At 70.4% G+C, this 19,858-nt stretch carries 15 protein-coding genes; 5 read left to right on the forward strand and 10 right to left on the reverse strand.

What is annotated here, in order from left to right:
- Positions 1-159: 159 nt before the first annotated feature.
- Genes Sspor_RS14830 through ureA form a run of 4 tightly spaced genes read right to left on the reverse strand, consistent with a single transcriptional unit; the run spans position 160 to position 4,341 of the window.
- Entirely contained in the window at positions 160-780 is a 621-nt protein-coding gene (locus tag Sspor_RS14830) for a TetR/AcrR family transcriptional regulator (protein WP_202199564.1), read from the reverse strand.
- A 40-nt stretch (positions 781-820) separates the two neighbouring features.
- Positions 821-1,870, reverse strand: a complete 1,050-nt coding sequence (locus Sspor_RS14835; protein WP_237403869.1) for an agmatine deiminase family protein — start codon at positions 1,868-1,870, stop codon at positions 821-823.
- A gap of 30 nt (positions 1,871-1,900) precedes the next feature.
- On the reverse strand, positions 1,901-3,634 hold the full coding sequence (locus tag Sspor_RS14840; protein ID WP_202199565.1) for an urease subunit alpha: 1,734 nt from the start codon (positions 3,632-3,634) through the stop codon (positions 1,901-1,903).
- Positions 3,631-4,341: an urease subunit gamma gene (gene ureA / locus Sspor_RS14845; protein ID WP_202199566.1), complete on the reverse strand. Its 711-nt coding sequence runs from the start codon at positions 4,339-4,341 to the stop codon at positions 3,631-3,633. Before ureA ends, Sspor_RS14840 begins: the two co-directional genes overlap by 4 nt.
- A 156-nt stretch (positions 4,342-4,497) precedes the next feature.
- Here ureA and Sspor_RS14850 point away from each other — a divergent pair, with 156 nt between their 5' ends.
- Positions 4,498-5,928: a cytosine permease gene (locus Sspor_RS14850; protein WP_202199567.1), complete on the forward strand. Its 1,431-nt coding sequence runs from the start codon at positions 4,498-4,500 to the stop codon at positions 5,926-5,928.
- Positions 5,929-6,006: 78 nt separating this feature from the next.
- Here Sspor_RS14850 and Sspor_RS14855 read toward each other — a convergent pair whose 3' ends face one another.
- From Sspor_RS14855 to Sspor_RS14865, 4 genes are all read right to left on the reverse strand, one after another.
- Entirely contained in the window at positions 6,007-7,092 is a 1,086-nt protein-coding gene (locus Sspor_RS14855) for a branched-chain amino acid aminotransferase (RefSeq protein ID WP_202199568.1), read from the reverse strand.
- Between the two features lie 224 nt (positions 7,093-7,316).
- Positions 7,317-8,357 carry a 3-isopropylmalate dehydrogenase gene (locus tag Sspor_RS14860; RefSeq protein WP_202199569.1) on the reverse strand — a complete coding sequence of 347 codons (1,041 nt, stop codon included), beginning with the start codon at positions 8,355-8,357 and terminating at the stop codon, positions 7,317-7,319.
- A gap of 100 nt (positions 8,358-8,457) precedes the next feature.
- Positions 8,458-8,586, reverse strand: a complete 129-nt coding sequence (locus tag Sspor_RS41095) for a hypothetical protein (RefSeq protein ID WP_266379422.1) — start codon at positions 8,584-8,586, stop codon at positions 8,458-8,460.
- A gap of 259 nt (positions 8,587-8,845) precedes the next feature.
- Positions 8,846-9,727, reverse strand: coding sequence for a LysR family transcriptional regulator (locus Sspor_RS14865; RefSeq protein ID WP_202199570.1), 882 nt, complete (start codon positions 9,725-9,727; stop codon positions 8,846-8,848).
- Positions 9,728-9,828: 101 nt separating this feature from the next.
- Between Sspor_RS14865 and Sspor_RS14870 the strand changes: the two genes are divergently transcribed.
- Both Sspor_RS14870 and Sspor_RS14875 read left to right on the forward strand, forming a co-directional pair.
- Complete coding sequence (locus tag Sspor_RS14870; RefSeq protein ID WP_202199571.1) at positions 9,829-10,842, forward strand: NADP-dependent oxidoreductase; 1,014 nt, start codon at positions 9,829-9,831, stop codon at positions 10,840-10,842.
- A gap of 119 nt (positions 10,843-10,961) precedes the next feature.
- The gene (locus Sspor_RS14875) at positions 10,962-12,989 is read left to right on the forward strand and encodes a phosphocholine-specific phospholipase C (protein WP_202199572.1); all 2,028 of its coding nucleotides are present in this window, start codon (positions 10,962-10,964) and stop codon (positions 12,987-12,989) included.
- Between the two features lie 35 nt (positions 12,990-13,024).
- Here the strand turns inward: Sspor_RS14875 and Sspor_RS14880 are convergent, their stop codons facing one another.
- Positions 13,025-13,882 (reverse strand): alpha/beta fold hydrolase, encoded by an 858-nt coding sequence (locus Sspor_RS14880; RefSeq protein ID WP_202203664.1) that lies wholly within the window; start codon positions 13,880-13,882, stop codon positions 13,025-13,027.
- Between the two features lie 106 nt (positions 13,883-13,988).
- On the opposite strand from Sspor_RS14880, the gene Sspor_RS14885 reads away from it, so the two are divergent.
- Positions 13,989-14,534: a TetR/AcrR family transcriptional regulator gene (locus Sspor_RS14885; RefSeq protein WP_237403870.1), complete on the forward strand. Its 546-nt coding sequence runs from the start codon at positions 13,989-13,991 to the stop codon at positions 14,532-14,534.
- 146 nt (positions 14,535-14,680) lie between these two features.
- Positions 14,681-15,510, forward strand: a protein-coding gene (locus tag Sspor_RS14890) for an IS5 family transposase (protein ID WP_444546260.1) whose coding sequence is annotated in 2 segments (ribosomal slippage) — positions 14,681-15,019 and positions 15,022-15,510 — 828 coding nt in all. Because the reading frame shifts where the segments join, the coding sequence is not laid out codon by codon here.
- 36 nt (positions 15,511-15,546) lie between these two features.
- Here Sspor_RS14890 and Sspor_RS14895 read toward each other — a convergent pair.
- Positions 15,547-19,731: a CHAT domain-containing protein gene (locus tag Sspor_RS14895; protein WP_202199574.1), complete on the reverse strand. Its 4,185-nt coding sequence runs from the start codon at positions 19,729-19,731 to the stop codon at positions 15,547-15,549.
- Positions 19,732-19,858: the final 127 nt, after the last annotated feature.

The following is a 19,858-nucleotide window of genomic DNA, read 5'->3' on the forward strand; positions in this document are numbered from 1 at the left end:
ACGGTTCAGCGGCCACTGGGGACCGGCGCGCTGCTGGCGATAATCATGAGCTGAGCAGGCACGGCGGCAGTCTGCCACAACGCCCGCGGTGGATGGACAGGCATCTCAGCATGCGGTCACCGTGGCCGTGAGCGGGTGCCGCGCCCCGGCCTGGACGGCCTAGGGCCGGGGCGCGAGGGTCTCCGTCAGGAATTCCCTCACGTGGGTGAGGATCGCCGTGCGGTCCAGCGTCGGCAGGCCCACCGCCAGCTGGATGCTGAATCCGTCGAGCAGGGCCCGGACGCGGGTCGCCACGCGGTCGGCGTCCACCGGGCGGAACTCCCCGCGCGAAATGCCCTCGGCGAGGAGGGCCACCAGGTCGCGGTGCCAGGCGCCCTCGATGGCCGCCTGCCGGTCGCGCTCCTGGGGGCCGGCGTTCTGGGAGCGGTTCCAGACCTCCAGCCACAGCGTCCAGTGCGGATCCCGGGGGCGCGTGGGCACGTACAGGTCCACGTACGCCTGCAGGCGCTCGCTCACCGGACCGCGGCGGGCGAGCAGGGCCCGCCGCGCGCCGCCCAGTTCCGCCTCGCTCCACTCCAGGGTCTGCAGCAGGAGCTCGTCCTTGCTGCGGAAGTAGTAGAGGAGGTGGCCGCTGCTCATGCCGACCTCGCGGCCCAGTCCGGCCATGGTCAGGCCTTCCAGGCCGCGCTCGGCGATCGTGGCCATGGCGGCGACGAGTACGTCCTCGCGCGGGGGCGCGTTCTTCCGCGCCGCGCGTACCGGTACTCCACCCGCCACCATGGACCCACTCCTTGTCGGTCGGCTGCCGTTCGTCTGCGGATCAGACCTTCGGCTGCTGCTGGGTGATGCAGTGGATACCGCCACCCCCGGCGAAAATCGTACGTGCGTCAACGAGGGTCACGGTCCGCTCGGGGAACAGTCCGCGGAAGATCTCGGCGGCCTCCTCGTCGCGCGGGTCGTCGAAGGCGCACAGCACGACACCGCCGTTGCACAGGTAGTGGTTGATGTACGAGTAGTCCACCCACTCCCCGTCCTCCTCCAGCACGGTCGGCGCCGGCACCTCCACGACTTCCAGCTGCCGCCCGCGGGCGTCGGTGGAGGCGCGCAGGATGGCCGCGATGGTCTTGCAGCGCTCGTGGTCCGGGTGGGCCGGGTCGGGCTGGGTGTGGACCATGACGACGCCGGGGCGGGCGAAGGCCGCGACGATGTCGACGTGGCCCTGGGTGCCGTAGGTGCCGTAGTCGCCGGCCAGACCGTACGGGAGCCAGATCGCCTTGGTGGTGCCGAGGTGGGCGTGGATCTCGGCCTCGACCTGCTGGCGGGTCCAGCCGGGGTTGCGGCCCTCGCCCAGCTGCACGGTGTCGGTGAGGAGTACGGTGCCCTCGCCGTCGACGTGGATGGCGCCGCCCTCGTTGACGAGGCGGGTGCTGTACGTGCGGGTGCCGACCACGTCCGAGACGTGGCGGGCGATCTTCGAGTCGTGGTCCCAGCGGGCCCACTCCTGGGCGCCCCAGCCGTTGAAGGTCCAATCGACGGCCGCGAGCTCGCCGGCGTCGTTGGTGACGAAGGTCGGGCCGATGTCGCGCATCCAGGCGTCGTCGAGCTCCTGCTCGACCAGCTGTACGTCGTCGCCGACGACGGCGCGGGCGCTCTCCGCGTCGCCGGGCGAGACCACGAGGGTCACCGGCTCGTACGCCCGGACCGCGCGGGCGACGGCGCCCCAGGCCGCGCGGGCCTCGGCGAGCTCCTGCGCGTTGGTGAAGGTCGGGTTCGGGCTGGGCCAGGCCATCCAGGTGCGCTCGTGGGGCGTCCACTCGGCGGGCATCCGGAATCCGGCGTCGACCGGCTTGGCGGGCTGATGGGCGGTCATGGCAGGCAGGTCCTTACGGGCTGTGCTGACTTACAGGAAGTACAGGCGGTTGAGGGAGACCGATGCGGCGGCTTCGGAGCGCAGCGGTTCCCCGTCGAGGGAGACCAGTCCGCTGCGCGCGTCCACATCGACCGCGCCCACCCGGGAGTTGAACAGGAGGTCCTTGGGGCCGATCCCCCGCGTGCCGCGGACGGCGACGCGGCGTCGGCGCGTCGGCATCTCGTCGCTGCCGAGGGCGGCGGCCGCGGCGGAGACGAAGGCGACGGAGATGTCGGCGGCCGTGGCTCCGTACGAGCCGAACTGCGGGCCGAGGACCAGGGGTTCGCAGGTGTCGGTGGCGGCGTTGGGGTCGCCGGTGACCCCGTAGGCCGGGAAGCCGGACTTGAGGACGAGCTGGGGCTTGGCGCCGAAGAACTGGGGGCGCCAGAGGACGATGTCGGCGAGCTTGCCGACCTCGATGGAGCCGATCTCGTGGGCGAGTCCGTGGGCGATGGCCGGGTTGATGGTGAGTTTGGCGATGTAGCGCAGGACGCGGGCGTTGTCGTCGCCCTCGCCGTCGCCGTCCATCGGGCCGAGCTCGCCCTTCATCTTGGCGGCCATGGCGAAGGTGCGGCGGATGGTCTCGCCGGCCCGGCCCATGCCCTGGGCGTCGGAGGAGGTGATGCCGATGGCGCCGAGGTCGTGGAGGACGTCTTCGGCGCCCATCGTCCCGGCGCGGATGCGGTCGCGGGCCATGGCGGCGTCGCCGGGCAGGTCGGGCTTGAGGTCGTGGACGGAGACGATCATGCCGTAGTGCTCGGCGACCGCGTCCCGGCCGAAGGGCAGCGTGGGATTGGTCGAGGACCCGATGACGTTGGGGACGCCGGCCATCTTCAGGACGTTGGGGACGTGTCCGCCGCCGCAGCCCTCGATGTGGAAGGCGTGGATGGTCCGGCCGTCCAGCACCCGCAGGGTGTCCTCGACCGACAGGCACTCGTTGAGGCCGTCGCTGTGCAGCGCGACCTGTACGTCGTGCTCCTCCGCCACCCGCAGCGCCGTGTCCAGGGCCCGGGTGTGGGCGCCCATGTCCTCGTGGACCTTGAAGCCGGAGGCACCGCCCTCGGCCAGCGCCTCGACCAGCGGGGCGGCGTCGGAGGAGGAGCCGCGGGCGAGGAAGCCGATGTTGACGGGCCAGGCGTCGAAGGCGTTGAAGGCGTGCTTCAGCGCCCACGGGGAGTTGACGCCGACGCCCCAGACGGGGCCGAACTCCTGGCCGATGATCGTGGTGACGCCCGCGGCGAGCGAGGCTTCCATGATGCGCGGGGAGAGCAGGTGCACGTGGGTGTCCACGGCTCCGGCCGTGGCGATGAGGCCTTCGCCGGACACGATCGAGGTGCCGGTGCCGACGACCACGTCGACGCCGTCGAGGGTGTCGGGGTTGCCGGCCCGGCCGATCGCGTGGATCCGGCCCTCGCGGATGCCGATCGACACCTTGCGGATACCGAGCACCGCGTCGATGACCAGCACGTTGCTGATGACGACGTCGCAGGTCTCGCGGACGGCGGCGGCCTTCAGATGCAGACCGTCACGGGCCGTCTTGCCGAATCCCGCCAGGAACTCGTCGCCGGGCTTCTGCGCGTCGTGCTCCACCCGCACGGTCAGCCCGGAGTCCCCGAGCCGCACCCGGTCCCCGGCCCGCGGACCGAAGACGGACGCGTACTCGTGCGGGTCGATGTGCCGGCTGCCCGGCGCGCAGTGGTCACTGTGGGGGGTCTGGCGGCTCATGCCCGGTCTCCGTCCTCGTGTTCGGCGGTGACGCCGAGGTAGCCGCAGGCCGCCGCGCGGCGCAGGGCCTCGTCCTTGGCTCCGGGCGCGTCCAGGGGCCCGTCGACCAGTCCCGCGAAGCCGATCGCGACGCGCTCGCCGCCGATGGGGACGAGGCCGACCTCGCCCTCGCCGTGGGGGTCGAACCGTACGGACGAGCCCGCCGGCACGCACAGCCGCATCCCGTAGGCCGCGGCCCGGTCGAAGTCGAGCCGCGGGTTCGCCTCGAAGAAGTGGAAGTGCGAGGTCACGCTCACCGGCACGGCCGCGGTGTTGCGCACGCGCAGGTGCAGCACCGGCTCCGGCTGGGGGGCGCCCGGGCCGGGGACGACCGCGCCCGGGGCGTCGTCGCCGAGCGGTACCGCGCCCTGGATGGGGGACGAGACGACCGCGAGGCGGGACCCGTCGTCGAAGACCGCCTCCACGTGCACCTCGGCGACCACGTCGGCGACGCCCGGCAGGACGTCGTCCGGGCCCAGCACACCGCGGGCCTCGTCGATGGCCTCCGCGAGCCGCTTGCCGTCGCGCGCCGCCTCGCAGACCGTGTCCGCGATCAGCGCGGTGGCCTCCGGGACATTCAGTTTCAGGCCACGGGCCCGCCGGGCCCTGGCCAGCTCCGCAGCGCTGCGGAGCAGCAGCCGGTCGCGCTCCGTAGGGGTCAGCCGCACGCCGATCCACCACCTCTTGAGTCGATGGGTTAGAGCATCACTCTAACTCTTCATTTCGTTGTAGGGAATCATTGACCTGGGGGCTAGCCTTGGGTCACATTGAGTGTCGCTCAAACAATGCGCAACCACCCCCCGCCCTGCCAAGGGAGTCCCCCCATGCCCATCGAACAGCGCGGAGTCGACACCATCCCCGAGGACGAGCGGACGAGTGGTCCCCGTGACCTGATCTCGATCCTTCTCGGCTCCAACCTCTGCCTCGGTGTGATCGTCTTCGGCTGGCTGCCCCCGTCCTTCGGACTGGGCCTGTGGCCCTCGGTCACCGCCATCGTGACCGGCACGCTCGTCGGTATCGCCTTCACCGCGCCGCTGGCGCTCGTATCCCTGCGCACCGCCACCAACCTCTCGACCTCCAGCGGCGCGCAGTTCGGCGTCCGCGGCCGGCTCGTGGGCTCGGTGGTGGGCCTGCTGCTCTCGCTCGGTTACACGGCACTCACCCTGTGGATCGGCGGCGACGTGATGGTGGGCGTCCTCGCGCGGCTCACCGGGCTCCCGGACACCGGCGCCACGCGCGGCCTGATGTACGGCGTGCTCGCCGCGTGTACCGTCGTCGCGGCCGTCTTCGGTTACCGGCTGCTGCTGCGCATGAGCAAGATCCTGGCCATCGGCATGGTGGTGCTGCTGGCCGTCGGCGTCTTCGCCTACTCCGGGGACTTCACCGGCGCCGCCCCGCCGGAGACCGCGTACCTGCTCGGCTCCTTCTGGCCGACCTGGATCCTCGCCGCCGTCGCCGCCGGGCTGAGCGGCCCGGTCGCCTTCATCACCCTGCTCGGCGACTACACCCGCTACATCTCCCCGCGCCGGCACAGCTCCCGCACGGTGCTCTGGGCCACCGGCTTCGGACTGCTCTTCGGCCTGCTGATCCCGCAGCTCTTCGGCACCTACACGGCGCTCGCCGCCCGGGCCGGAGCCGAGTACGCCGGTCCGCTGGTCGCGGCCTCACCCGTCTGGTACCTGGTTCCGCTGCTCTGCGCCGCCGCGGCCGGTTCGGTCGGCAACGCCGGGCTGATGCTCTACTCGATGGGCCTCGACCTCGACGCGATCGTGCCCAAGGCCACCCGGACCACGGCCACCCTGGTCGCCGCGGCCGTCGCCACCGCCTTCGTGTTCATCGGCTCCTTCGAGTGGGACGTACAGTCCGCGATGACCTCGTTCGTGCTGGTGCTGACCGCGATCGGCACCCCGTGGGCCGTGATCACCCTCATCGGGTACGTGCGCTGCCGCGGGCGCTACGACGCCGACGCGCTCCAGGTCTTCAACCGCCGGTCGGTGGGCGGGATCTACTGGTACCGCTCCGGCTGGAACGTCGCCGCCACCGCCTCCTGGGCGATCGGCGCCGCCGTCGGCCTGCTCGCCGTGACCACGCCCTTCTACGAGGGCCCGCTGCTCGCCCTCACCGGCGGAGTGGACTGCTCCTTCGTCCTCTCCGGCCTGACGGGCGGACTCGTCTACACCGCGCTCACCACCCGCCGCTCCCCCGCCCCGTCCCCGGTGCCCGCCGCCACCGCCGAGGAACCGGCGAACGCCTGAGCGTTCCCGTACGCACGCGACAGGCCCGCACCCGGGACATCCGGGGTGCGGGCCTGTCGCGTGCGGCACGTGTGGGGACTAGCCCAGCGGGTGCATCCAGCCGTGGGTGTCGGCGCTGTGGCCGGTCTGGAGTTCCAGCAGCGCCTTGCGCAGGCGCATGGTGACCTGGCCGGGCTCGCCGTCGCCCTGGGTCCAGTTGGCGCGCTCGGACTTGACCGAGCCGACCGGGGTGATGACGGCGGCGGTGCCGCAGGCGAACACCTCGGTGAGGGTGCCGTTCTCGTTGTCGCGCTGCCAGTCCTCGGTGGTCAGGCGGCCCTCCTCGGCGGTGTAGCCGAGGTCGCGGGCGATGGTGAGGAGCGAGTCGCGGGTGATGCCGGGAAGGAGCGAGCCGGTGAGCTCCGGGGTGACGATGCGGTCGCCGTACACGAAGTACAGGTTCATCCCGCCCATCTCCTCGATCCAGCGGTGCTCGACGGCGTCGAGCCAGACCACCTGGTCGCAGCCGTGCGAGGCCGCCTGGGCCTGCGCGACGAGCGAGGCCGCGTAGTTGCCGCCGGTCTTGGCCGCGCCGGTGCCGCCCTTGACCGCGCGGACGTAGTCCTCGGAGAGCCAGACGGAGACGGGCTTGACGCCACCGGGGAAGTACGCGCCGGCGGGCGAGGCGATGACGATGAAGAGGAACTCGTTCGCCGGGCGGACGCCGAGGCCGACCTCGGAGGCGAACATGAAGGGCCGCAGGTAGAGAGAGGCCTCGCCGGAGTCCGGCACCCAGGCGCGGTCCTGCTTGATCAGCGCGTCGCAGGCCTCGATGAAGAGCTCGGTCGGCAGCTCGGGCATGGCCATGCGGCGCGCGGAGGACTGGAAGCGCGCGGCGTTGGCCTCGGGGCGGAAGGTGGCCACGGTGCCGTCGGGCTGGCGGTAGGCCTTGAGGCCCTCGAAGATCGTCTGCGCGTAGTGCAGCGTCATGTTCGCCGGGTCGATCGAGAGCGGCGCGTACGGGACCAGCTCGGCATCGTGCCAGCCGCGGCCCTCGGTCCACTTGATCGTCACCATGTGGTCGGTGAAGTGGCGGCCGAAGCCGGGGCTGGCCAGGATCGCCTCGCGCTCCGCATCGGACAGCGGGTTCGAGGAGGGCTTGAGCTCGATCGTGGGCGTCGTCATGAGTGCTTGTCCTTCACCGGTTGTGTATGGCGGACCGCGCTCACGGCGTACTAGGACGTCCGAGCTTCCCCGCATTCCGCGGCCTCGCGTTCGATTATCGCGCGCGGGCAGGCTTCGGAGAAGCGGGGACAGCGGCCCAGGGGAGATGGTGGCACCGGGGCCGCACAGGAGAAGCCGCCGGGTCCCATTGTGACCCGGCGGCTTCCTGAGGTGGAGCTGCCGGGTCAGCCGGCTACTCGCGCGGCGAGGGCGTCGCCGATCGCGTCGGTGGAGCGGAAGGTTCCGTCGCGTTCCGCCAGGTCGGCGGAGACCGCGTCCTCGATGCGGACGGCCTGGGCCTCGTAGCCCAGGTGACGCAGGAGGAGGGCGACGGAGAGGATCGTCGCGGTCGGGTCCGCCTTGCCGGTGCCGGCGATGTCCGGAGCCGAGCCGTGGACGGGCTCGAACATGGACGGGAAGGCGCCGGTCGGGTTGATGTTCCCGGAGGCGGCGAGGCCGATCCCGCCGGTCACGGCGGCGGCCAGGTCGGTGAGGATGTCACCGAAGAGGTTGTCCGTGACGATGACGTCGAAGCGCTCGGGCTGCGTGACGAAGAAGATCGTCGCGGCGTCGACGTGCAGGTAATCGGTGGTGACCTCGGGGTACTCCTGGCCGACCTTGTCGAAGATGTTCTTCCACATGTGGCCCGCGTACACGAGGACGTTGTTCTTGTGAACCAGCGTCAGCTTCTTGCGGGGGCGGGCGTTCGCCCGCTCGTACGCGTCCCGGACGACGCGCTCGACGCCGTACGCGGTGTTGATGCTGACCTCGGTGGCCACCTCGGCGGGGGTGCCGGTGCGCAGGCTGCCGCCGTTGCCGGTGTACGGACCCTCGGTGCCCTCGCGGACCACGACGAAGTCGATCTCCGGGCGGCCGGCGAGCGGGGTGGCCGTGTTCGGGAACAGCTTCGACGGGCGCAGGTTGATGAAGTGGTCGAAGGCGAAGCGGAGCTTCAGCAGCAGACCGCGCTCCAGCACGCCGGACGGGACCGAGGGGTCGCCGATGGCACCGAGCAGGATCGCGTCGTGGTGCTTGAGGGCTTCGAGTTCCGCGTCCGGGAGGGTCTCACCGGTGCGGTGCCAGCGCTGGGCGCCGAGATCGTATTGCCTGGTCTCCAGCTTCACATCCTGAGGCAGGACCGCGGTAAGGACCTTGAGTCCCTGAGCCACGACTTCCTGGCCGATGCCATCACCGGGGATCACTGCGAGATTGATGCTGGTCGACATGACGGAACCGTACTCCGTGTCCCAGCCCTCAGACATTCTGCGTCCACCATGTGGACGAATGCGGATCCATATGGACGCAGAACATCTGGGGCGCCGCAGGTCAGTGGCCGGTCGACCCGCCGTTGTCACGGCGGTCGAGGGCGCGCTGCAGAGCGGCGGCGGCGTTCTTGCGGTCGTCGGCCGAGGCGGAGGTGTGGCGGACGCGGCGGGTGGCGGTGGAAGCGGTCATGGTGATCGACTCCTTGAGATCACGGCGTGGCGGGGCCACGGATGAGGGGTTCCTTCAAGGCGCCGGAAGAGGCGGGGAGCAGTGCGCCGCAGGGGTTGCCTGCCAGGGGCGCGCGCTCTCGACCGCCATTCGCCTATCGGCGAGACGTTCGGCTTCTACAAAGCTAGGGCAGGTCCCGTTGTATGTCTCGGCAATTACTCGGGCTTCCTACTATCTGAGACGCCCGGTCCCCCGGAATGCCCTGTCCAGTGGGTCCGTTTCAGCCCTTCTCGGAGCGAAGTTCCCTGATCAGAGCCCGTACGGCCAGAGTTGCTGCCGATTCCGGCGTAGTGACGTATCCCACCTGTCTCACCGGTCCCCCAGGGCCCAGATCGGTGATGTCCACCGCCTCGCCCGCCTCCCTCAGGGACAGCTCGGGCATGATCGCCATGCCGAGCCCCCGGCCGACCATGGTCAGCACCATCGCGTCGTCCTCCGCCTTGACGGTCGCCCGCGGAATCCAGTCCTGGGCCCGCCACCAGGCGCGGGTGTAGGAGCCGCAGTTCTCGTCCCAGTCCATCAGCGGCAGCCCCTTCGGGTCCGGATGTCCGGCCGGGTGGACCAGCCGGTACGCCTCCTGCGTGAGCACTCCGGTCAGCAGGCCGGGGGCCACGTCGTGCGAGCCGCCCAGCGTGGCGATGCCCAGGTCGGCGCGGCCCGCCGCCACCTCCCCGGCCGTGCCGGCCCCGATCTCGCGCACCACCCGGATCTCGGGGCGGATCCCCGGGTGCCGGGCCGTGAGCCGCTCCAGCGCGGGCGGCAGCAGGTGCAGGGCCGCGCTGCGGAACGCGGCGATCCGCAGCACCCCCTCCACCGCGCCCCGGCTCGCGCCCCGGACCTCCGCGCCGAGGACCTCGTACATCCGCAGGATCCGGCGGGCGAGGGCGACGGCCCGCTCCCCCGCCGGGGTGGGCGTGGCCCCGGCACGGCCGCGCTCGAAGAGCACCGCGCCGACCTTGGCCTCACTGCCGCGCACCGAGTGGGATACGGCCGACTGGGTGAGGCCGAGCGCGGCCGCGGCGGCGGAGAAGCCGCCGCTGTCGGCGACGGCGGCGAGGATCCGCAGTTCCTGGGGCAGGAGTTCGGCAGTACTTCCCGCCATCGGCGCTTCCACCTCGTTCTATGAGCGTTGTTCATGGATGTGCGGCTTCCATGAACGCAACCCCCTGCCCGGGCCGGTGATTCCTTCGTAGCGTCGGGTCCATGACCACGAACACCGCCTTCGCCGTCCATCAGAGCGCCCGCCCCACCGGCTTCCCCACCACCGGGGACTTCACCTGTGCCGCCTTCCCCGTCCCGCGACCGGGGCCCGGCACCGCGCTCGTCGAGAACCTCCTGCTCTCGGTGGACCCGTACCACCGGGGCATGATGGACGGCGGGGAAGGCGGCTTCGAGCTGAACACCCCGCTGGAGGGCCGCTCGGTGGGCCGGGTGATCGCCTCCCGCGACCCCGGGCTGCGCGAGGGAGACCTGGTCTTCCACCGCGCGGGCTGGCGGACCCACGCCCTGGTCACCCTCGGGGTGGACGGGACGCGCAAGCTGCGGGGCCACGCCGGCGTCCCGCTGGAGGCGTACCTCTCGATCCTGGGCGGCACCGGCCTGACCGCGTACGCCGCCCTCACCCGGACGGCCGCCCTGCGCGGCGGCGAGGACCTCTTCGTGTCCGCCGCCGCGGGCGGGGTCGGCACCGCCACCGGCCACATCGCCCGACTGCTGGGCGCCCGGCGGATCATCGGCAGCGCCGGCTCCGCGGCCAAGGTCCGCCACCTCACCGGGGTGCTCGGCTTCGACGCCGCCTTCGACTACCACGACGGGCCGGTCGGCGAGCAGCTCGCGCAGGCCGCGCCGGACGGTATCGACGTCTACGTGGACAACGTCGGCGGGGACCACCTGGAGGGCGCGATCGACTCGCTGCGTGAGTACGGTCGGGTCGCCTGGGTCGGCGCGATGTCGATGTACAACGGCGACCGCTCGCCGGCCGCGCCCCGCAACCTCTTCGAGGTCGTACACAAGTCCCTTCGCCTGGAAGGGGTATTGGTTCGCAATCACACCAATCTGCAGGACGAGCTGGAGGACTTTCTCGTTCCCCATCTGCGCAGCGGCCGGATCGGCACCGATACCACTGTTGTCCAGGGATTCGACCGGACGGTGGAGGCCTTCCTGGGCATGCTCCGCGGGGACAATCTGGGCAAGATGCTGGTCCGGATCGACAGCTGATTCCAGCCACCCTTATGTTCACCGATTTCTTACCGCACGGATGTAGACCTTTGACCCCGGCGCCGCCACTCTTGCCGTCGATGTGCCGACGGGGCACCTGAGTTGGAGGCGAGAGGCCAGTGACACCGATCAGCCGCAGAGGTTTCGTGGGAATCGGCGCCGGGCTCGTGGCGGGCGCCACCCTGCCCGCGGTCACGCCGACGACGGCGGCCGCGGCCGCCGCGACCGGCACCCTCACCGATGTGAAGCACGTGGTGATCCTGATGCAGGAGAACCGCAGCTTCGACCACTACTTCGGCAGGCTGAAGGGCGTTCGCGGGTTCGGCGACCGCGCCGCCGGCAACATCCCGGGCGGCTGGGGCATGTTCAACCAGCCCAACTGGGGCGGTCGCCAGTACCCGTGGAAGCTGTCCGCCACCCCGCCGGCGGGCGGGGCGGACAGCGAGACCCTGGCCCAGTGCACGGGCGACCTCCCGCACAGCTGGACCTCGCAGCACGCGGCATGGAACAAGGGCCGGATGGACAACTGGGTCACCGGCGTCGGCAACGTCCGGACCCTCGGCCACCTGGACCGCAAGGACATCCCCTTCCACTACGCCCTCGCCGACAGCTACACGATCTGCGACGCGTACTTCTGCTCGGCCCTCAGCGCGACCGGCCCGAACCGCACGTTCCTGTGGAGCGGCGCGATCGACGCCACCAGCAAGGACGGCGGCGACGAGTCGGGGCTGACCTGGGAGACGTACGCGGAGGCCCTCCAGCGCGCCGGCATGAGCTGGAAGGTGTACCAGAACGCCCAGGACAACTACGGCGACAACGGCCTCGCCTACTTCAAGAACTTCACCGACGCGGCCCCGGGGAACCCGCTGTGGGACCGGGGCATGGGCTCGGTCCCCAGGGTCACGGGCTCCACCCCGGACGACATCGCCGCCGCGATACGCGCCGACGTCGTGGCGGGCACCCTCCCCCAGGTGTCCTGGGTCGTGGCCAGCGAGGCCTTCTCGGAGCACCCCTACGCCCCGCCCGGCGACGGCGCGCACTTCGTGGACCTGGTCTACCGGGCGCTCGCCGCGAACCCGGAGGTCTTCGACTCGACCGTCCTGTTCCTCAACTACGACGAGAACGACGGCTTCTTCGACCACGTGCCCCCGCCGGTCGCCCCGCCCGGAACCCCCGGCGAGTACCTGGACGGCCTCCCGATCGGCCTCGGTTTCCGGGTCCCCATGCTGGTCATGTCCCCGTGGACGCGCGGCGGCTGGGTCAGCTCGGAGGTCTTCGACCACACCTCGGTGCTCCGCTTCATGGAGACCTGGACGGCCGCCCTCGGCACCCCCGCGGTCTGCCCCAACATCAGCGCCTGGCGCCGCAGGGTGGTGGGCGACCTGACCGGCGTCTTCGACTTCGCCCACCCGGTCTACGGGGTCCCCGCGGGCCTGCCGTCGACCGCGAAGGTGATCGGCCAGGGAACCTGCGGCCCGCTGCCCAACCCGGTACCGCAGGACAACGCCCTCCCGGCCCAGGAGCCCGGCACCCGCCCGGCGCGGGCCCTCCCGTACCAGGTCAACGGCAACCTCGACCGCTTCGAGTTCGGACCGGTCGGCCAGATCACGGCCTGGTTCTCCATGGCCAACCAGGGCGACCGCGCCAAGCGGCCGGCGCACTTCTCGATCCACCCGCACCAGCACCGGGACACCGCGGCCTGGCAGTACACGGTGGACCCGGGCGCCACGTCGACGGACTACTTCCACATCGGGCTGGGGAACGGCTCCGGCAAGTACGACATCTCGATGCACGGGCCGAACCGCTTCCTGCGCCGTTTCATCGGCGACGCGTCGAAGCCGGGCAAGGACATCGAGGTGGCGGCCCGCTTCGCGATCGAGCCGGGCACCGGCAAGCAGGCGGTCTACTTCAGGATGAAGAACTCCTCCGGCTCCCCCGTCACCTTCACGATCCGCGCGAACGCCTACCGCACGGACGGCCCGTGGACCTACACGGTCCCGGCGAACTCCTCCCGCGAGGACTTCTTCAACGCCGTCGCCTACAGCAAGGGCTGGTACGACTTCACGATCCTGGCCGACTCCGACGGCACCTGGTCGCGCCGCTACACGGGCCACATCGAGACGGGCACGGCGAGCGTCTCGGGCTAGGCCGCCGCGCGGACCTCGGCTGGGACGGTCCGCACTCAGTCGGCCTGCCGGACCGGCTCTGCCCCGGTTTGGACCAGGAAGTCGGTGAGCACTTCGGCGAGCCGTTCGGGCTGGTCCTCAGGGATGAGGGTGGACGAGTCGGCGATCTCGATCAGCCGGCCCTGCGGGTACAGTCCGGCCAGCCGGGGACCGTGCTCACGCGGCATCAGCCGGTCCTCGGTGGCCCAGACGACCAGTACCGGGCGGTCGAAGTCGCTCAGCCGCTCGCTCCAGTCCAGCAGGGTCCTACGGTCTGGTGCCCCGGTGGCGAACTTCGCGAAGTCCCTGCGAACGGCCCTGCTTCGAGTAGCAGGAGCGAACCAGTCGTCCATGACCTCGTCGGGGATCCCACGCAGGCTCATCCCGCCGTACCCGCCCCGGTTGTGGCGGAACGCGGGAATGCTCATGAGCCGCGTCAGGAGCCAGACGCCGCCGGGAACCCTGCACACCTGAGCCATGGCCTTGGCCGGCCCCGGGGGAAAGTTGTCGAAGGCTTCGCAGGCCACCAGCACCAGGCGCGCGATCCGCTGGGCCCGCCCTTCCGACACCAGGAACTGGCCCCCGCCCCAGTCGTTGAGCACGAGGGTCACCTGCTCCAGACCGAGTTCCTCGATGAACTCGCCCAGGAGCAGGGCGACACCGCGCTGGGACAGGTCGGCGTCCGGGTTCATCGGGAGACGGTGACCGCCGAGCGGCAGCGTGGGCAGGACGCAGCGGTATCCACCCAGTCGCGGGACAACCTTGCGCCACTGGGTCTCGTTCATCGGCAGGCCGTGACCGAACACCAGCACAGGCCCTTCACCGCCGGTGTCCTGGTAGTCGATCGGTCCGGACGACAGCTCGATCCTCGGCATCGCCACCCCCACTTGATAGATCGTTCTACTGTAATCTTGGAGCGGAGAGAGGCGGAAGGCAATGGGACGGTCGGACACGCGAGCCAGGATCCAGGGTGCCGCCACGGTGCTGTTCCGCCGCCATGGTTACTCCGCCACCGGCCTGAAGCGGATCGCAGCGGAGGCGGACGCACCGTTCGGCTCGATTTACCACTTCTTCCCCGGCGGCAAGCAGCAACTGGCCGAGGACATGATCCGAACGTCCGGAGCCGAGTACGGTCGAATGGTGCTGGCCGTGCTGGACAGCGCGGCGGACCCGATGGAATCCCTCGTACACGCTTTCGAAGCGGCCGCGAACGACCTTGCAGCGGCTGATTACGCCGACGCGTGCCCCATCGGGACGGTGGCGCTGGAGGTCGCCAGCAGCGATGAAGTGCTGCGGATCGCGACGGCGGAGGTGTTCGAGGAGTGGGTCGGCACCATGGCGCGTTGGTTCGGACGCTACGTGGCCGACCCGGAGGCGGCACGGTCCCTCGCGTACTCGATGGTCATGATGCTGGAGGGAGCTTTCATGCTCAGCCGAGCTGCCCGTGATCCGGAACCGCTGCGCGTGGCCGGCCGATCGATGGCCGAGTTGCTGCGCACCGTTCTCCCTCGGCAGAGTGAGGGCTGATCCCGGGCAGCGTGACGGACAGCCGGTGTGCGAGCGTGCCGACCGGCTGACCTGGACGCCTGCCGTCCTTCGCGCCTAGAGCGTGTCTCTTTGATGGGTTGGTCAGTTGATCGGATGTGTCTGTCCGATTAGTGATCACTGATGCGATGTGGGGCCGGATCGAGCCGCTGATGCCGGCCGATCCGGTCCGCGGCCGGCGGTGGGCCGACCACCGCCGCACCCTTGAGGCCATCGCTTGGAAGTACCGCACGAGCTCGCCCTGGCGGGACCTGCCCGACGAGCTCGGGTCGTTCCAGACCGCTCACAAACGACTGCTCAGATGGGCCGTCGACGGCACCTGGGAGAAAATCCTCGCCTCCGTCCTGGCAGCGGCGGACGCCGACGACGACATCGACTGGACCGTGTCAGTGGACTCCACGGTCGTCCGGGCCCACCAGCACGCGGCCGGCGCACGCAAAAGGGGGCGGCCCGCTCCGGCGAGCCCTCCGATCACGCGCTCGGACGCTCACGCGGCGGGCTGAGCACCAAGGTTCACCTGGCCGCGGACGGTGGGGCACGGCCGCTGGCATTCACCGTCACCGCAGGCCAGGCCGGTGACGCACCCGCCTTCGAGACGGTGACGGCCCGCATCCGGGTGCCCCGCAGAGGCACGGGCAGGCCGCGGACCCGCCCCTTCGTCGTTCTGGCCGACCGGGCCTACTCCTCCCGAGCCATCCGCAGCCACCTGCGACGCCGGGGCATCCGCGCGGTCATCCCGCAGCCGTCCGACCAGATCGGCCACCGCCTGCGGCGAGGCCACCGAGGCGGCCGCCCGCCTGGCTTTGACCGAGAGGTCTACAAGCAGCGGAACACGGTCGAACGCTGCATCAACCGGCTCAAGCAGTGGCGCGGCCTGGCCACACGAACCGACAAGCTCGCCATCGCCTACCAGGCCGCACTCCACCTCGCCGGCATCCTCATCTGGACCCGACGCTGACCAAAGAGACAGAACCTAGTCATCATGGAAGAGCGGTCAGTTCGGAGTTGTCGTAGGGAGCGGGCCCGTCGGGTCGATGTGGGTGTCGATCCAGCGGACGACGCTCTCCATGAAGGAGTCGAGCCCGGGCGTCACCTGCGCGGCCGCATCTCCGGAGGCGAGCCGGCGCAGGACCCCGGCGAGTGTGCCCAGCTCACCGCCGCCGCGGGCCGCCAACGCATCCAGGGACTGGGGAAGTTCGGCCGCCGCCCCCGCGTCGCCGTTCGCGGCGGCCACCACCCTGGAGAGGAGGTGCCGTATCGACTGGAGTACCCACAATGTGGGCGGGATGCCGACGTCGGTCGTCGGCATGTCGAGCAACCGGAAGACGATCACATGGTGGAGGGGTTCGAGGTTGTGGTCGGGCACGTCGGCTCTGTTCTCGAGCGCGCCACGCATGATGCGGACCAGCGGGCTCCACTCCGGAAATTCTCGGAGGTCGTCCAGCGCGAGGTGAGCCTGCCGGCGGGCGGTGTCGTCGCCGGCGATCGCGGCATTGACCGCTGACAGCACTGGGTCCCAGGCTGCGAGATGAGGGGCGAGGCGGAGATTGAGCTGATGCCAGGCACGCCGCAGGAGGTCGTCCAGCGTTCGCTGCGGCAAGAGGGGGTCCTCTGTGGTGAAGAGGCCGGGAAGGCTCTGTTCGAGAGGGATGCCGATGTGCTCGTACGCGGTCCGGTGCACGTCCGGCCAGTCGAGGGGGCAGGCCAGGACGCGTCCCCTGTACAGGTTGTCGGCCAGCTGGTTCGCCACGGAATCGGAGGCGCCGACACCGCCGAGCACGCACTCGATGACGGCTCCGATCAGGTGATTGCACAACGCTTGCAAGGGCTCTTCGGCGGCGATGTCGAAGTTGCCCAGGTTGAGGTGGCCGATGGCGAGATCATGGAGATCACCCGCTTCGGTGGAGTGGCGGAGGGCTTCTCGCTGCAGGCGGACAGCCACCTCGACGTGGCCCTGCAGGTGCTCGAGACTGGCCTGCGAACCCATGACCATCCCCAGCAGCTTCGGATCGAGCCCTTGTTCGGCTGCCCGGCGCACCCGCAGAAGCAGCTCTCGGGCGTCGTCGAAGCGGCCCAGCGCCATCAGTGGGGCGTGGCTGTGGAATTCGACCCGGACGGATTCGGTTTTGACCGCCATCCTCTGGCGCAGCAGGTTGAGGAGTTCGTTGTTGAGGTCGAGGGCCTGCTGCCATTCACGCAGGCCCAACGCGGCATGGAAGCCGGTCTCGAGGGCGGACTCGATCAGTCGCCGCATGTCCCGCTCGCGGGGGGAGCTGCCGGCCGTGGGCGTCAGGACCGACTGGCCGCGCAGGTGCTTCAGATCGCCCAGCACCCGGTGGAAGTCGCCCTGCTCGTAGGCTTCCTGCAGCTCATCCAGCCAGGTCCCGGATGCCGTCTGCGGCTGTTGAGTGCTCGGGGCCGGCTCTCCCGGGGTGACGGACGGGTCGGGGTCGTTTTCTGCCGGGGCGGGCGAGGTCCCTGACACCTGGGCGATCCACTGCCGGCAGAAGGAACGGACAGGAGCGGCGTCCGCCTCCTCGGCGCCCTGGCGCAGCCAAGGCAGCACGCTGCGTACCGTCTCCGGCGACGCGTCCCGGGAGAAGAGCACTTCGAGGAGCTGGTGGACCTGACTCCAGGTGCCTAGCCGCGCGGCGTACGGGACGGCATGGCGAGCAGCCGCAGCCTCCATGATCGTCAGTTCGCGGTCCGGGTAGTTCAGGGCTTCCGCGCTCATCATGCGCATCCAGAGTTCGGCGAGGCATCCGGAGACGGCCGGTGGGAACTCCGGTTCGGCCATGGCGCGCACGGCTTCTGCCACGGTGGGATGAATGCGGATGCAGAGAACGCCCTCGTCCTCCTCGTGGACGCCGACGACGAGACCGGGGTAGATCTCAACCGTGGCCTGACCCGTCATGGTGAAGGCGGTTCCGGGGCTGTCGGCGGAGCCCGGAATGGGTGGAAGCTCGACTTCGAAAGTGTTCTGTTCCGTCGCGCGTTCGACGGTCAGCAGCGCCCGTGCCTCGAGACTGCGCAGCAGGCTTTGCCAGGGTGGTGGGGTGCCCGGCCGGTTGAGGTGCTGCCACAGCTTCGGCCAGGCATCGTGGAGAACCCAGGGGATGCGGTCGTTCTCCTCCAGGTCGCACTGCAGAGCCCCCAGCAGCTGCTCGGGTTCCGGCAGTTGCCTGGTCACTGTGCCGGTCCAGTGGGTGATGGCGAGGTGGTCGTCATTCGGTTCGGCGTGGCGGAAGCCGCCGGGCGGGCCGGCGTCGAGGAGGACGTCGCGGGAAGCGTCGAGCAGCAGTCCTGGGTGGCCCCCACACGCTCGAAGGAGGCTGCGCATGGTCTCTCGGGACCTCGATCCCGCGCGGAAGAGCGCCGACATGTCCGGCAGCGACCTGGCCAGGAGCGCGGCTTCGCGGGTCGAAAGCGGCACGACAGGCAGACGCGTCACCCGGTCGTCCAGCCCGGGGACGGCACACGAAGTCGTCATGACCAGCCTGGACAGACCGGAGTGGCCGGTCACCGCGTCGACGAGCCTGCCCCACCGGTGATCCCGCCACCGCCCCTGTCCGGTGAGCAGAGGGGTCGCGTTGTCCAGTACGACGAGGACCCGGTTGTTGGTCAGGAAAATCGACAGCAGACGCAAGGACCTGGCGAGCAGGTCCGGGTCGTCCAGGGTGCGCGGGTCGTCGAAGGTGGCGATCGGTGTGAGGCCGGCGTCCTCGAGCTGCTCCCGGAACTCGCGGGCGAAGCGTTGCAGGGCGGTGCCCACGTGCTCGTCGTCACGCACCTCGTGCCATACGACCGCCGCGAACCTGTCGGCGTGGGTGTGCGCGAGTTCGAGCGCGCAAGCGCTCTTACCCACCCGCGGCATGCCGTGGAGCATGACTCCTGACGCACCGCTGCGGGGCGCGAGCGCCTTGCTCGCGGCGGTCAGCAGTCCGGCACGGCCCACGAACTCCGCCGGCGGAGAGGGCAGGAAGGCCTGCTGTCTGGAGCGGTCCGCGCCGAGTGGCGGACCGGTGAGGGCGGGGGCGGTCAGCCTCAGGTCCGCGCCGTGCCGCCCGAACAGGATCGGCGTCATCTCCGCCAGTGTCGGCCTTCCGGACTGCTCGTGCCCTTCGGACAGGGCGAAGGCCAGTGCCTGCGGCGGTGATTGAGCGGCATCGCCGATCAGGCGGTTGTAGACGCGGTGGGACAGTTCGATCGCGAACCGGTCGTCGACCGGGTAGCGCATGCCGAGCACCCAGCAGCCCAGTTGTGCGGCCAGTGCCGCCGCCAGCGACGGTGACGGTGAGGTCCGGTCCGACGGGGACCTGGTGTTCCTGTGGACCGGTCGGAGTTCGTCCACGCGCGCGGCGAAGGCGTCGGATTCCGAGGCACCCGACGAGCACGAGGAGACCATGGCGAACTTCACCCGCGTGGCCAGGGGGCCGAGGAGGATCTGCAGGTCCTCGTTGGTGACCAGGTCCGGTGAACCGTCCTCCCGTTCGAGCAGGAGGCCGGCCGTCGATCCATGGGCGGAGACATGGAGGACGTCCCAGCCCTGTCCGTCGTTGACGACGTCCCGCAACCGCTTCCGTGTCACGCCGTACTGAAGGATCCGCAGGTCGATCGCCTTCCTGTGCACGGCGCTCACCTCCTGGAAGAGGGTCATCAGCGCGACCCTCTCCCGGCGGAGGTTGAGCGGGCTCGCGTCGTCGGGAAGGCTGAACAGGCCGAGTACCCGCAGTGCCTGTCCGGCTTCCGCCCGCGGCCGCGCCGGTGTCTGGAGGTCGAGATCGACGACGAAGCGGATGTCTCGTGAGGCGAGGGTGCGGCTGTCGGCGACGGCCAGTTCCCACGGCCAGAGGGCAAGGTGACGTGTCTGCGCCGAGGTGATGAGCCGTACGGTGAGCGGGACCGACTGGGCGATGAGCGCCTGCCCCACGGCTCCCAGGGCGTATGTGTACGCCCAATGCCCGACCTGGGTCAGGATCTCGCTCTCACCGTCGGCGGAGATGTCCGGCACGCCCGACCACTGCAAATGGCCGTGCAGGTCCTGCAGGGCATCGAACTCCCAGCAGGGTTCGGGTATGACCACCTGGTGATCGGCCAGGAACTCGCCTTCCCGGCTGAGCACCCACCTCCAGGACCTCGGCCCGTCGAAGTCCTCCACGCGGAGCTGCAACTCCAGCACCCGGCCGCCCCCTTGCCCCTGCACGTACCCGTAGCGAACAGGGGATCACTTTATGTGATCGGCCGATGCCGTGGAGAGAACTCGGATGAAAGTCGTCCGTCTTCACCAGCCGCCACGGATCACCGAA

The organism is Streptomyces spororaveus, from assembly GCF_016755875.1.
In the GTDB taxonomy this organism is placed as follows: Bacteria; Actinomycetota; Actinomycetes; order Streptomycetales; family Streptomycetaceae; genus Streptomyces; species Streptomyces spororaveus.

Bases quoted from the DNA above. Each gene is read 5' to 3' on its own strand.
- Sspor_RS14830 (WP_202199564.1), bottom strand. From the start codon at position 780: ATGGTGGCGGGTGGAGTACCGGTACGCGCGGCGCGGAAGAACGCGCCC.
- Sspor_RS14835 (WP_237403869.1), bottom strand. From the start codon at position 1,870: ATGACCGCCCATCAGCCCGCCAAGCCGGTCGACGCCGGATTCCGGATG.
- Sspor_RS14840 (WP_202199565.1), bottom strand. From the start codon at position 3,634: ATGAGCCGCCAGACCCCCCACAGTGACCACTGCGCGCCGGGCAGCCGG.
- Sspor_RS14850 (WP_202199567.1), top strand. From the start codon at position 4,498: ATGCCCATCGAACAGCGCGGAGTCGACACCATCCCCGAGGACGAGCGG.
- Sspor_RS14855 (WP_202199568.1), bottom strand. From the start codon at position 7,092: ATGACGACGCCCACGATCGAGCTCAAGCCCTCCTCGAACCCGCTGTCC.
- Sspor_RS14860 (WP_202199569.1), bottom strand. From the start codon at position 8,357: ATGTCGACCAGCATCAATCTCGCAGTGATCCCCGGTGATGGCATCGGC.
- Sspor_RS41095 (WP_266379422.1), bottom strand. From the start codon at position 8,586: ATGACCGCTTCCACCGCCACCCGCCGCGTCCGCCACACCTCCGCCTCG.
- Sspor_RS14865 (WP_202199570.1), bottom strand. From the start codon at position 9,727: ATGGCGGGAAGTACTGCCGAACTCCTGCCCCAGGAACTGCGGATCCTC.
- Sspor_RS14870 (WP_202199571.1), top strand. From the start codon at position 9,829: ATGACCACGAACACCGCCTTCGCCGTCCATCAGAGCGCCCGCCCCACC.
- Sspor_RS14880 (WP_202203664.1), bottom strand. From the start codon at position 13,882: ATGCCGAGGATCGAGCTGTCGTCCGGACCGATCGACTACCAGGACACC.